11 protein-coding genes are annotated in these 12,449 nt (G+C 72.2%); 8 read left to right on the forward strand and 3 right to left on the reverse strand.

Going from position 1 to position 12,449, the window contains the following annotated elements:
- The first annotated feature begins 89 nt into the window (after positions 1–89).
- From ACW62_RS00170 to ACW62_RS33655, 3 genes are all read left to right on the forward strand, one after another.
- Complete coding sequence (locus tag ACW62_RS00170) at positions 90–1,730, forward strand: ABC-F family ATP-binding cassette domain-containing protein (RefSeq protein ID WP_053202072.1); 1,641 nt, start codon at positions 90–92, stop codon at positions 1,728–1,730.
- 93 nt (positions 1,731–1,823) lie between these two features.
- Positions 1,824–2,369 carry a Uma2 family endonuclease gene (locus ACW62_RS00175; protein WP_053202073.1) on the forward strand — a complete coding sequence of 182 codons (546 nt, stop codon included), beginning with the start codon at positions 1,824–1,826 and terminating at the stop codon, positions 2,367–2,369.
- 10 nt (positions 2,370–2,379) lie between these two features.
- Positions 2,380–2,523: a hypothetical protein gene (locus tag ACW62_RS33655; protein ID WP_157574241.1), complete on the forward strand. Its 144-nt coding sequence runs from the start codon at positions 2,380–2,382 to the stop codon at positions 2,521–2,523.
- 2 nt (positions 2,524–2,525) lie between these two features.
- Here the strand turns inward: ACW62_RS33655 and ACW62_RS00180 are convergent, their stop codons facing one another.
- Positions 2,526–3,044 (reverse strand): cupin domain-containing protein, encoded by a 519-nt coding sequence (locus ACW62_RS00180; protein WP_053202074.1) that lies wholly within the window; start codon positions 3,042–3,044, stop codon positions 2,526–2,528.
- 120 nt (positions 3,045–3,164) lie between these two features.
- Between ACW62_RS00180 and ACW62_RS00185 the strand changes: the two genes are divergently transcribed.
- Together ACW62_RS00185 and ACW62_RS00190 are read left to right on the forward strand one after the other, a co-directional pair.
- Positions 3,165–3,731, forward strand: a complete 567-nt coding sequence (locus tag ACW62_RS00185; protein ID WP_053202075.1) for a TetR/AcrR family transcriptional regulator — start codon at positions 3,165–3,167, stop codon at positions 3,729–3,731.
- 373 nt (positions 3,732–4,104) lie between these two features.
- Positions 4,105–5,022: a ribosomal RNA small subunit methyltransferase A gene (locus ACW62_RS00190; RefSeq protein ID WP_083458955.1), complete on the forward strand. Its 918-nt coding sequence runs from the start codon at positions 4,105–4,107 to the stop codon at positions 5,020–5,022.
- On the opposite strand, the gene ACW62_RS00195 is transcribed toward ACW62_RS00190, so the two are convergent.
- Positions 4,922–6,871: a PQQ-binding-like beta-propeller repeat protein gene (locus ACW62_RS00195; RefSeq protein ID WP_053202076.1), complete on the reverse strand. Its 1,950-nt coding sequence runs from the start codon at positions 6,869–6,871 to the stop codon at positions 4,922–4,924. The two genes, ACW62_RS00190 and ACW62_RS00195, sit on opposite strands and share 101 nt — an antisense overlap.
- Positions 6,868–9,141, reverse strand: a complete 2,274-nt coding sequence (locus ACW62_RS00200; RefSeq protein ID WP_157574243.1) for an outer membrane protein assembly factor BamB family protein — start codon at positions 9,139–9,141, stop codon at positions 6,868–6,870. The genes ACW62_RS00195 and ACW62_RS00200 overlap by 4 nt, the downstream gene beginning before the upstream one ends.
- A gap of 194 nt (positions 9,142–9,335) precedes the next feature.
- On the opposite strand from ACW62_RS00200, the gene ACW62_RS00205 reads away from it, so the two are divergent.
- The 3 genes from ACW62_RS00205 (at position 9,336) to ACW62_RS00215 (ending at position 12,448) form a co-directional block, all read left to right on the forward strand.
- Positions 9,336–10,598, forward strand: a complete 1,263-nt coding sequence (locus tag ACW62_RS00205) for an extracellular solute-binding protein (protein ID WP_053202078.1) — start codon at positions 9,336–9,338, stop codon at positions 10,596–10,598.
- Between the two features lie 75 nt (positions 10,599–10,673).
- A complete protein-coding gene (locus ACW62_RS00210) occupies positions 10,674–11,579 on the forward strand; it encodes a carbohydrate ABC transporter permease (RefSeq protein WP_053202079.1) in 906 nt (301 codons plus the stop codon).
- On the forward strand, positions 11,576–12,448 hold the full coding sequence (locus ACW62_RS00215; protein WP_205629041.1) for a carbohydrate ABC transporter permease: 873 nt from the start codon (positions 11,576–11,578) through the stop codon (positions 12,446–12,448). Before ACW62_RS00210 ends, ACW62_RS00215 begins: the two co-directional genes overlap by 4 nt.
- Position 12,449: the final 1 nt, after the last annotated feature.

Raw genomic sequence — 12,449 nt, forward strand, 5'->3', positions numbered from 1 at the left:
GATATCGATGTGATCTGACACGTGACTCTCGCCCGCGCCCGAGGTGTGTCCACCCGGCGGGCCCCCAGCAACCTCGTCGAGGTCGTCACGTGTCTCTCCTCTCCGTACGCGCTGTTTCCATCTCCTACGCCGGCCGCCGGGTCCTCGACGGGGTCGGCTACGACGCCGCCGCGGGCGAGCGGCTGGGGATCGTCGGCGAGAACGGTGTCGGCAAGACGACGCTGCTGCGGTTGTCGGCCGGGGTGGAGCGGCCCGACTCCGGCGCCGTCGAGCGGCACGGCACCCTCGGCTACCTCACCCAGGAGCCCGACCTGCCGGCCGGCGGCACCGTCGACGATGCCGTCGACGCCGCGCTGGCGGAGTTCCGCGTCCTCGAGCAGCGCATGCGCGCCGCCGAGGCGCGGCTCGCCGACGGCGACCAGTCGGTGCTGGACGAGTACGGCGACCTGCTGGCCGAGTTCGAGCACCGCGACGGCTGGTCGGCCGACGCCCGGGCGGCCCGCGCGCTGGCCGGGCTCGGCCTGGCCGACGTCGCGGGGGAGCGGCCGGTCGACACGCTGTCCGGCGGCCAGCGGTCCCGGCTGGCGCTGGCGCTCGCGCTGGTGCGGGCGCCCGACGTGTTGCTGCTGGACGAGCCGACGAACCACCTCGACGACGACGCGATCGCGTTCCTCGAGGAGGCGCTGCGGGCGCACCGCGGCGCCGTCGTCGTCGTCTCGCACGACCGCGCGTTCCTCGACGGCGTCGCGACGTCCATCCTCGACCTCGACCCGGCGCTGACGGTCGACCGCGACGGCGCCCCGCACATCGGCCCGGCCCGCTACACCGGCACATACACCGATTACCTGGCCGGCAAGGCCGCCGCCCGGGCCCGGTGGGAGCAGGCGTACGCCACCTGGACCGACGACGTCGACGCCGCGCGCGCCGTCGTCAAGCAGGACGCTCGCCGGGTCGGCCACGAGGGCCGCGGCCGTCGCGACAACGACAAGTTCGTGGCGTACTTCCTCAGCCAGAAGGTCGACGCGGCGGTGTCGCGGCGGGTCCGCGACGCCGAGAGCCGGCTACGCCGGCTGGAGGAACTGCGCATCCCGAAGCCGCCGCGGCTGCTGACGTTCGATGCCGCGCTCGGCGCCGACGTGCCCGACGGCGTGCTGATCGCCGTCCGCGACGTCAAGGTGCGCGGCCGCATCGCCGCCCGCGCGCTGGACGTCACCCGCGACACGCGGCTGATGATCACCGGCCGCAACGGCTCCGGCAAGTCGTCGCTGCTGGCGGTGCTGGCCGGGGCGCTGGAGCCGGAGACCGGTGACGTGCTGCGGTCGCGCCGGCTGCGGATCGGCTGGCTGCCGCAGACCGGCAGTTTCGCCGACCTGGAGCTGACGGCGGTGCAGGCGTTCGCGGCCGGCCGCCCCGGCCCGGCGGACGAGTACCAGGCCGAACTGGCCGGCCTCGGCCTGCTGCCCGGCCCGGCGCTCGCGTCCCCGGTCGGCGCGCTGTCGGTCGGCCAGCAGCGGCGGCTCGCGCTGGCCCGGCTGCTGGTGACGCGGCCGCAGGTGCTGCTCCTCGACGAGCCGACGAACCACCTGTCGCTGGGGCTGGTCGAGGAACTCGAGGCGGCGGTCGACGGCGCCGGCCTGGCGGTCGTCGTGGTGACGCACGACCGGTGGGCGCGGCGCCGCTGGCAGGGCGAACGCGCCGAGGTTGTCCACAACGAGCTGCTGCTCGGCTAGTTGTCCACAATTCGCGGATCGGCGAGTGCGGCGCGTGCTGATCCGAGGGAGCGTCAGTGGCGACCGAGCCCGGAAAGGGGCACCATGACAACCATGACGGTGATGCCACATGCAGTCGAACGATGGACTGTCGCCGACCTCGAGAAGACGCCGGCCGACGGGCTTCGCTACGAACTCATCGACGGGATCCTGCACGTGAGCCCGGCTCCGCGACCCGTGCACCAGGATGCGTTGCTCGAACTCGCCGTCATGCTACGCGCGGCTGTCCCCAAGCCGATGAAGGTGTACGTCGCTCCGTTGGACTGGCAGCCCGACAACGTGACGTCGCTGCAGCCCGACCTGCTCGTCGTCCGGCGGGCCGACGTCCTCGAGCGCAACGTCGTCGCGCCGCTGGTACTGGCGGTCGAGGTGTTGTCGCGCAGCACGCGGCGCTACGACGAGGTCCTCAAGGCGTCCGTCTATGCCGAGCACGAGGTGGCGTCGTACTGGCTCGTCGACCCCGACGTGCCGTCGATCGTGGCGTACGACCTGAAGGACGACCGCTACGTCGAGGTGGGGCGGGCCAGCGGCGACGAGAGCGTCACGCTCACCACGCCGTTCGAGGTCACCGTCACGCCGAATTCGTTGGTGTCCGGCTGAGGCCGGCCGGTTGGCTGCAACCAGCGGGGTGCAGGCGTTCGCGGTCGGCCGCTCCGGCCCGGCGGAGGAGTACCAGGCCGAACTGGCCGGCCGCAGGGCGAACGCGCCGAGGTCGTCGACGGCGGACTGCTGCGGTGAGCGGCGACGCGCCTAGCGTCAGCCCGGTGCGAAGGGGTCGCGCAGGTCGTACCGCGCGATGAGGTCGGCCATCCACTCCGGCTGGTGCAGCTCGAGCCCGTGTGCCGCGGCGAGCTCCATCATCCGCGGCACCGGCGGCGGCCCCTCCGCCACCAGCTCGGCCATGCTGTGGAAGAAGTGTTCGAAGCCGGCCGGCGTGATGATCTCGATCATGCGAGCCGGTTCGCGGCCGGCGTTCCACATCGTGTGGATCTCGCCGCGCGGCTTGGTGATGTAGCCGCCGGGCCCGAGGACGACCTCGCGGTCGCCGGAGCGGAAACCGATCTCGCCCGCGGTGACGATGGAGAACTCGTCCTCGCGCGTATGCCGGTGAGCGGGCACCAGGGCGCCGACGGGGAACGGGTGCTCGACGACCGAGAGTTGTTCCCCGGTGTCGCGGCCCCAGAGTTTGAACTGCACGCCGATCGAGCCGAGGTCGCCGACCTCACCCTCGCCTGGCGCGACGACGGTCAGCGCAGGTGCTTCGGCACTGGTCATGGGTATACACGTCCCCCCGATTTCGTGATACACCTATGTTCAATCAAGTGTTTAGCCACGAAGCCGGAGTGTCAAGGGTTGAGTGAACAGGTCCGTTCCGCGAACGTGCGTGGCTACCGCATGACGAGGCGCGCCGAGCAGGTGGAGGAGACGCGCCAGCGCATCGTCGACGCCGCCGTGGAGGTGCACGGCACGCTGGGCCCGTCCGCCGGCAGCATCTCGGCGATCGCCGAGCGGGCCGGAGTCACCCGGCTCACCGTCTACCGTCACTTCCCGGACGACGAGGCGCTCTTCGCCGCCTGCAGCGCGCACTGGCTGGCCGGGCAGCACCCGCCGGATCCCGCCGCCTGGGCCGCCATCGACGATCCCGCGCGCCGGCTGGAGACAGGTCTGACCGACCTCTACCGCTTCTACCGCGACGGCCAGCCGATGCTCACGAACATCTACCGTGACAAGGCCGCCTTGCCGGCCGGCAGCCGGTCCGGGCTGGAGGCGAACGACGCCGCCATCGCCGACCTGCTCGCGGCGCCGTTCGATGGCGCGGCCGAGCGCCGTCGTCTGGTCCGCGCGCTGGTGGGGCACGCGACGTCGTTCTGGACCTGGCGCTCGCTCTGCGTCGACCACGACCTCACGCAGGCCCAGGCGGTGGCTGCGATGACAGACCTGGTGCTGCGGTCCGGCCGCTGACGGCTCCGCAGCCGGACGGCCGGCGACCTCGAGCGGCTTCCCGACGAGGGCCTTCGGGACGAGTTGTCACGCTCACGACGCTGTTCGAGGCCACCGTCACGCCGAATTCGCTGGTGTCCGGCTGAGGCCGGCCGGTAGCCTGGACACCATGGGAGCGACAAACTTCAGCGCTGTGGCGTACTGGCGCATACGCCGGCACGTCACGGCGTAGCTTCACGTACCACCGGCTGACCCCGGCTGAACGGGGTCCGGGCCGGGAATCACGGGAGCACGCCGCGGCCGCGTCCGTCCCCTCGGTGACCACACCCGAGGCGCACGGCGCGGCTCTTCGACGTCCGCGTCCTTCCGTGCTCCCGATTGGTCGTGATGGCCCATGCCACGGCACTCCCGCACCCACCAGCGCCCGAACCGCCAGAACCGTCCCGGCCGCCGCACCGGCACCCGCGACGAGCCGAACCACGCCGGCATCCACCTGCTCCGGGACCCGTCGGTCAGCGCTCGCATGGTGCGCTCGTCCGGCGCCGGGCCGGGCGACCTGGTCATCGAACTGGGCGCCGGGCTCGGCGCGCTGACCGCGCCGCTGGCGGCCACCGGCGCCCGCGTCATCGCCGTCGAACGCGACCCGCGGTTCGTGGCGAAGCTGGAGCGGCGCTTCGCCGACGCCGGCGAGGTGCGCGTGGTCGAGGCCGACGCGCGCAGCGTCATGCTGCCGCGCCGCCCCTACTCCGTGGTCGCGAACATCCCGTACGCCATCTCGACGGCGCTGCTGCGCCGGCTGCTGGACCCGGAGGCGACGTCGGTCGAGAGCGCGGACCTGCTGGTCGAGTGGGGGTTCGCCAAGCGCATGACGGAGGCCCGGCCACGTGACCTGGAGGTGGCGTGGTGGCAGGCCCGGTTCGAGCTGAGCATAGCCGGACGGGTCCGGCCGGGCAGCTTCCGGCCGGCGCCGTCGGTCGACTCCGCGCACCTGGTGATCCGCCGCCGCCCGGACGTGTCGCGGCCGCAGGCCCGGCTGGCCCGCAAGCTGCTGCAGGACGCCTACCGTGCGCCGCGGCGGCCGGCCCGCGAGGTCCTCGGGGCGCACGTGCCGAAGAAGCGCGCCCACCGGTTGCTCACGTCGACCGGGATCGACCCGCCGGTCGTCGCCGGGACCATCCCGACGACGACCTGGCTGGCGCTGGCCGGTGAGCTCAGCGCCGATGCCGCGGATGCAGGTCGAACCGGGCCAGCTGACGGCCGGCGACGCCCCACGCCTTCCAGCCCCGCTCGAACTCCAGCTGAGGAACGGTGAACCAGCTGGCGACGAGCGGCCCGGCCAGTTGCTCCGCGTCGTGGTCGGGCCGCAGCCGGTAGAGGTAGTCGCCGAAGTTGGTCGCCGCGAAGACCTGGTCGTTGTGCACGACGATCTCGCCGTAGCCGCTGAGCTTGCCCTGACGGACGACGGTGCCGGTGGCGAGGTCCAGCGCGAACCAGGTGCCGCTCACCCGCTTGTACACGCCGTACAGGAACCCGTCGTGCACCTCGACGTGCTGGAGGCTGGCCTGCCCGGCGATCGGCTCGGCCCGCCACAGCACCGTCCGGGTCTCCAGGTCGAACGCGGCCACCTGCGCGGCCGGCTGCGTCGGTGTGGCGCCGCCGCCTCCCCAGGTGTCGCCGGCCAGGTACGCGATGCCGTCGTGCAAGGTCACCGACATGACGCCCTGATCCGGCAGCACGCCGACGTAGGCGTCCATCGCGCCGGTCTCGAGGTCCAGTACGGTCAGCGCGCCGTTCAGCCGGCCGGTCCCCGGCGCCGACGCGACGAGGAGCAGGCCGCGCTCGGCGTCGAGGGCCAGCTCCCACGGACGCTGCTGGTCGTTCCCGAGCAGGCCCAGCGACGTGACGGTGTCGGTGGCCGGGTCGACGCTGATCAGCTCGCCGCTCGGGTAGAGGGCGGCCAGCACCCGGCCCTGGTGCGGCTGCATCGCCTTGACCTCGCCGGCCACCCGGATCCGGCGCGGCTCGGCGCCGGCCCACGGCCGGTGCACGGTGAGGTAGAAGTGCCCGCCCACGTACGCGGCGCTGCCGTCGTACGCGATCGACTGGACGAGATCGGGACCGGCCACGCCGGCCTGCTCGGTGAGGTCGAACGTCTCGGTGTCGCCAGTGGCCAGGTCGTGGAACCACAGCGTCCCGCTGCCGCCGCCGCCCAGCAGCACCGACCCGTCGCGCAGCGAGATGCCACGGGTCTCGTCGCCCACGTTGACGGTGCCCACCTGCTCGAGCGCGTCGCCGACCCGCCGGTACAGCGCGCCGGTGCGGCGCGCGGCGCCCAGCAACTCGCCCGACGGTGTCAGCGTCAACGCGTCGATCATGGTCGACGGCTCGGGCGGGGCGATCACCTTGTAGTCGGATCCGTCGGGCGCGAGATCGAGCACCTGGCCGCCGGCCGAGACGAGCACCCGGCCGCCGGTCGCGATGATCGGGTCGACCGACCCGGCCCGTTCCAGCTCCGCCGGGTAGATGTCGCGCTTCGCCCCGGTGGCGCGGTCGACGGCGATGACGTGGCGCAGCGGCGTCGTGCCCACGTACACCGTCGTGTCGTCGGCGGCGACGACCCGGGCGAACTGGGTGTCCGTGGCCACCCGGCCGAGGTTGCGCAGCACCCCGGTGTCGGGCCGGTACTCCCAGAGCTCGCAGCGCGGCGATGTGCCCGCGTACACCGTGCCGTCGGGCGCCGTCGTCAGACACCAGACGAAGCCGCCGGACGGCCCAATGGTGCCGAGGAGCTCGACCTCGCCGGTGGCGGGGTCGTAGCGGTAGAGGTCGGGGGTCGGGTAGGTGCCGACGTAGACCTGCCCGCCGGAGATCGTGCAGGCCCAGCCGCCGTCGCCGCGGTCGAGCCGGTCGATCCGGGTCACGGTCCGGCTGGCCAGGTCGACGGTGACGATCTTGGGCGGGGTCTGGCCCCGGGTCACGATGTAGCCGGTGTCGCCCTCGACCGCCATGCCGACGACGGCCGCCGTCACGGCCGCGGGCCCGAACAGCTCCGGCGCCGGCGCGCCCGCGGCGGCAGCGGTGCCCGCGACCCCCGGCAGGATCGGCAGGGCGCCGGCCGCGGCGGCGGCGGACAGGAACGTGCGGCGGCTGAGTTCGGTCATCGGGAGGTCCTCTCCGGAGCGGTGACGGTGACGGTCTCGGACACCTCGACGGCGCCTCGCGGCAGCGACGGGTGGGTGACGCCGGTGATGTCGACGGTGACGGCGTCCGCGTCGGGCACGGTGCGGCGCAGCACGCAGCTGCCGTCGTCGCCGGTCACGCAGGTGGTGGCCCGGTCGGGCCGCCACGCGGCCGACACGCTGGCGCCGGCCAGCGGGGCACCGTCGCGGTCCAGCACGGTGACGGTGACGAACGCCTGCCACAGCCGGGACCGGTCCGGGTGGCCCACCCACGACGACGTCGCCGACGCGGACACCGGGGCGAACAGCTCGCCGGGCACGTCGAGACGCACGAGCGTGCGGCCCTGCACGGCGAACAGCGCCGTGCCGTCCGGCGTCGCGGCGACCGAGGGCGGGCCGTACCACTCGCCGGCGAGGCCGGTGTAGACGGTCGAGACGACCGGCGCGCCCGGTTCGGGCCAGGTCAGCCGGAAGATCGACTTGCCGTCGGTCGTGTAGACGCCGGTGGCCGACGGCGTCAGGATCGACGCGTTGACGCCCAGGGCGTGCTCCCACCGCACCGCGCCGGTCGCGGGGTCGAGCCCGAACAGCCGGCCGGTCGAGGTCAGGCCGACCAGCTCGGCGCCGATCAGCTGGAGATCGCCGACGACGGTGGCGCCGGCGGGTGCGGGCACCGACCAGCGCACCGCGCCGGTGTCCGCGTCGACGGCGGCGACCTCGGCACGGGTCGCGATCGGGGTGGTGCCGTTGCCGGTCTTGATGTCGCTGCCGATATAGACGGTGCCGCCCTCGGCGGTGACGGCGGAGATCGTCTGGTCCTCGACGATGTCGCGGTAGACGTCGAGACCGCCGTTCGCGGTGTCGTACACGGCCAGCGCGCCGCCGTAGCGGCCGTAGTCCGGCTCGGTGCCGACGTAGAGCCGGCCAGTGCCGTCGTCGAGGAACGAGTCGCGCGGCCGGGTCTGCTCGTGGCCGATCTCCGCGAGTGGACGCACGGGCCCGGCGACCGAGGGCAGCTCGTAGATCAGCGCCCTGGTGTAGACGGACAGATAGACGGTGTCGCCGGCAGGCCACAGCGACTTCGCCTCGCCGGGGACGAAGACCCTGCTGCTGGTGCCGGTGGCGAGGTCGTGGATCTGGACGCCGCCGGAGCCGGACACGTACACGTGCTCGCCGTCGGTGGCCAGCGCCATCGGCCCTTCCGGGCTCGGGGTGACGCCGGCGGCGTCCAGCGGCAGCCCGGTGACGGCGCCGTCGCCCGGGTCGTAGGCATAGGCGAGGCCGTCGACCAGGCCCCAGACCCGGCCGTCGTGGAAGGTGAGGCCGCTGGCCGCCTTCTCCGGCGCCGGTACGGCCAGCGCCTCGGCGGTGCCCGACCACAGGTCGTAGCCGTACAGCGTTCCCGACGGGCGGGCGGCGAAGTAGGCGCGGCCCGGCTCGCCACCGGTGACCGCGACGACGAACGTCTCCGCCGGCGCCTGGACCAGCTCGTACCGGGACGGGTCCGCGGTGTCCAGCGCGAGCAGCTGGCCGCGCGGCGAGATGCCACCGAGCAGCACGCCGTCGTGCAGGGCCAGCGACGACACGAAGGTGGCGCCGGCGAGGTCCGGGGGAGTGAGGTCGGTGACCTCGAGGGTGGCCCGGTCGATGCGCACCAGCGACGCGGCCGAGCCGATGCCGGCGTAGAGGTAGCGCTCGTCGGACACCAGCGCACGCACGTAGTCCTGGCCCGGCACGGTCACGCCCAGGTCGGTGACGGCCCCGGTGGCCGGGTCGTAGGCGAAGATCCGCCCGCCGGACGACTCGAAGGTCCCGGCGTACACCATGCCGTCGGGTGCGACGGTCAGCGCGTAGACGACCGCGCCGGAGCCGCCGGCCGTCAGGATCTCCTCGGCCGTGCCGGTCACGGTGTCGACGCGGAAGAGCTTGGCCGGCGTGTACGTGCCGACGTAGACATCGGTGCCGGACACCGCGCTGACCCAGGCGCCGGATCCGGCCGGCAGTGGGATCTGGTCGACCGCGAGACCGGTGGCCGGGTCCAGCCCGATCAGGGCCGGCGGTTTGGCCTGCCGGGTCGAGAACCACAGCACGTCGCCGATGAAGTCACCCGAGCCCGTCGGCGTCGCCACGCTGGCCGGCCCGAGCGGCTCGGCGGTCCACGCCGCGTCCTCGGCTGGTGTGGACGCGGCCGCAGGCCATGGCACCAGCAACGAGAGCACGAGCACGAGTAGGGCGAGCAGACGTGGACGCATACGGCCTCCTTGGCTGAAGTGGCCGCAGCGTAGCCGCGCCGATATATACGGTCAAGGCCGTTATTATGGGTTGCTGGATATCGATCGGCGAACAACCCGCGACGCGCGGCCCGCGGCACCTTGACGGCTGACATCGGCAGCTGTAGTTTCGGCCCAGGCCGGTATTCGCCGGCTCCTGGGCAAGGAGGATTCCGGTGCGAGTTCGAAGTGTGGCAGTCGCGGCGGCAGCCGCGCTGACCGTGGCCGCGTGCGGCGGGTCTGATGACGACACGGCCGGTGGTGATGGTGGCGGCTCGGCCGAGGTCACGGTGTGGATGTACCCGGTCATTCCGGACCAGGACGCCAGCATCGCGTTCTGGGACCAGGTCGAGGCCGACTTCGAGGCCGAGCACGACGACATCGACCTGACCATCGAGCAGCAGCCGTGGGAGGGCAGGGACGAGAAGATCGCCACCGCGATCGCCTCCGGCCAGGGCCCGGACCTCGTGCTGCTCACGCCCGACCAGACCCTGCAGTACCAGGTCAGCGGCGGCCTGAAGCCGCTCGACGGCGCCGTCGAGGACGACCGCGACGCCTACCTGCCGAGCGCGCTGGACGTCGTCACCTTCGAGGACGAGCTGTACGGTGTGCCGATCTACCACACCAGCACCACGACGGCCTACAACATGGCCGCGTTCCAGGCGGCCGGCTTCACCGAGCCGCCGGCCACGTGGGACGACGTCATGGCGGCGGCGCCCGCGCTGGCGGCGAACGGCGTCTCGGTCCTCGACTACTCCGGCTCCCCGGAGACGACGCTGAACCTCACCTTCTACCCGCTGTTGTGGCAGGCCGGCGGCACCGTCTTCACCGAGGACGGCTCCGACGTGGCCTTCGACGGGCCGGAGGGCCTGGAGGCGCTGCAGTTCCTGCTCGACCTCCAGGAGGCCGGCGGGCTGCCGGCCGAGGCGGCGACGAAGACGAACCTCGTCGACGGCGGGCCGCTGACCACGGGCGCGACGGCCATGACGTACTCCATCACGCTGCCGGACATCCAGATCATGCGCACCAGCCTCGGCGCCGAGAACGTGGTGGTCGGCGCGCCGCTGGCCGGCGAAGAGCAGGTGAGCTTCGGCATCCCCGGCGTCCTGGCGCTGACCAGTATCAACGACGACGAGGATGCGGCGTACGAGGTGGCGTCGTTCATCGCGAGCCCGGACGTCAACGCGGCGCTGAACGCGGAGGCCGGCACGTTCCCGGCCCGCACCGACGTCGAGGACCCCACCGGCGACGACGCGCTGGCGACGCTCAGCGACGCGCTGCAGTACGCTCGCCCGGGCGAGGTCGAGCCGACCTCCCGTCAGGTCATGACGGTGCTATCGGCGCAGCTGCAGGCCGCTCTGCAGGGCTCGAAGTCGCCCGAGGACGCGCTGGCCGACGCCGCCTCGGAGGCGCGCGACCTGATCGCCCGTGGCGGCTGACGCCCCGGCCGACACCGCCGTGACCAGGGCGGCCGCCGACGCGGCGGCCGCCCTGTGGCGGGCGAGGAGAACCGAATGACGTTGCAACGCACGGCACCGCCTCGCCCGACGTGGCGGCAGCGGGTCCGCGACCCGGGCTGGGGCGTGATCTTCGTCCTGCCCATGCTCGTGCTGTTCGTGATCTTCCGGTTCGTGCCGAGCCTCGGCGCCGTCGGGATGAGCTTCACCGACTACCGGCTGAGCGGGGACTTCGAGTTCATCGGCGCGGAGAACTACCGCCGGCTGATCGAGGACGACCTGTTCTTCGACAGCCTGCGCGTCACGCTGATGTACGCGCTGATGTACGTGCCGCTGACGCTGGTGGTGTCGTTGGGCACGGCGACGATGCTGCACCACGTGATCCGCGGCCGGGGGCTGTTCCGCGGGCTGTTGTTCCTGCCGTACGTCACCTCGTTCGTCATGGCCGGCATCATCTGGATCTGGATCTACGACACCGACGGCCTGATCAACGGCGCGCTGGAGCGCGTCGGCCTCGGGCCGGTGCCGTTCATCACCGGCAACCAGGCGATGGTGCTGGGGTCGCTGGCCGTGGTGTCGGTGTGGAAGAGCTTCGGGTACTCGATGCTCATCCTGCTGGCCGGGTTGAAGAACATCCCCGAGGACGTCATGGAGGCGGCGACGCTCGACGGCGCCGGCGCGGGGGCGAAGTTCCGCCGCATCACGCTGCCGCTGCTGAAACCGGTGCTCTTCTTCGTGGTGGTCATCGAGACGATCGTGGCGTTCCAGGTGTTCGACACGATCTACGTCATGACCGGCGGCGGTCCGGCCCGCGCGTCGTACGGATTGGTGTACATGCTGTACGACCAGGGCTTCAAGTTCTTCGACTTCGGCTACGCCGCCACCATCGGCGTCATGCTGTTCCTCGTGGTCCTCGCGATCTCGCTGGTGCAGCGCTACGTCCTGGACCGGGAGAACACGTGACCACGCTCACCGCACCGCCCGCGACGGCGACGACGCGGCCGCCCACGCGGAAGCGCCGACGCCGTTCCGGGGCCAACGCCTGGCTGACCGTCCTGCTGATCCTGGCGTCGGTCTTCACCGTGCTGCCGTTCATCGCGGTGTTCGTGCTGGCGATCACGCCCGAGGGCGCGCAGACCATCCCGCAGAAGATGCCGGACGAGGTGACGCTGGACAACCTGTCCGCGGTGCTGTCGGCGTCGTCGTTCCTGCGCTGGACGCTGAACTCGTTCGTCTTCTCGATCGTCTCCGTGGTGATCATCCTGCTGGCGGCCGCGATGGCCGGGTACGCCTTCGCCCGCAAGCGGTTCCCGGGCAGCAACGCGCTGATGTGGTCGTTCCTCGCGACGCTGATGGTGCCGGCGCAGGCCACGCTGATCCCGATGTTCGTGCTGGTGTCGCGGATGGAGGGCGTCAACACGTTCTGGGGGCTGATCGTCCCGACGCTGGCGAACTCGCAGTCGGTCTTCCTGATGCGGCAGTTCATCAAGGACCTGCCCGACGACCTGTTCGACGCGGCGAAGATCGACGGCGCGGGGGAGTGGACGGTGTTCTGGCGGCTGGTGCTGCCGCTCACCAAGCCGGTCCTGGCGACGTTGGGCATCTTCGTGTTCCTGTGGCACTGGAACGACTTCCTGTGGCCGCTGGTGATCGCGCAGACCGACGACATGCGCACGCTGACGGTCGGCCTGTCGACGCTGAACGCCGAGACGGTGACGCGGGCGCGCATCATGGCGTCGGCGGCCATCAGCGTGGTCCCGTGCCTGATCATCTTCGGCGTGTTGCAGCGATACCTGGTGAACAGCATCGCGACGACCGGTTTGAAGGGCTGAC

The sequence above is a fragment of the Jiangella muralis genome (assembly GCF_001270745.1).
GTDB classification, from domain to species: domain Bacteria; phylum Actinomycetota; class Actinomycetes; order Jiangellales; family Jiangellaceae; genus Jiangella; species Jiangella muralis.

What these genes read in the sequence shown, in the direction of transcription:
- ACW62_RS00175 (WP_053202073.1), top strand. Translation starts at nt 1,824, where the DNA reads ATGACGGTGATGCCACATGCAGTCGAACGATGGACTGTCGCCGACCTC.
- ACW62_RS00180 (WP_053202074.1), bottom strand. Translation starts at nt 3,044, where the DNA reads ATGACCAGTGCCGAAGCACCTGCGCTGACCGTCGTCGCGCCAGGCGAG.
- ACW62_RS00185 (WP_053202075.1), top strand. Translation starts at nt 3,165, where the DNA reads ATGACGAGGCGCGCCGAGCAGGTGGAGGAGACGCGCCAGCGCATCGTC.
- ACW62_RS00190 (WP_083458955.1), top strand. Translation starts at nt 4,105, where the DNA reads ATGCCACGGCACTCCCGCACCCACCAGCGCCCGAACCGCCAGAACCGT.
- ACW62_RS00195 (WP_053202076.1), bottom strand. Translation starts at nt 6,871, where the DNA reads ATGACCGAACTCAGCCGCCGCACGTTCCTGTCCGCCGCCGCCGCGGCC.
- ACW62_RS00200 (WP_157574243.1), bottom strand. Translation starts at nt 9,141, where the DNA reads ATGCGTCCACGTCTGCTCGCCCTACTCGTGCTCGTGCTCTCGTTGCTG.
- ACW62_RS00210 (WP_053202079.1), top strand. Translation starts at nt 10,674, where the DNA reads ATGACGTTGCAACGCACGGCACCGCCTCGCCCGACGTGGCGGCAGCGG.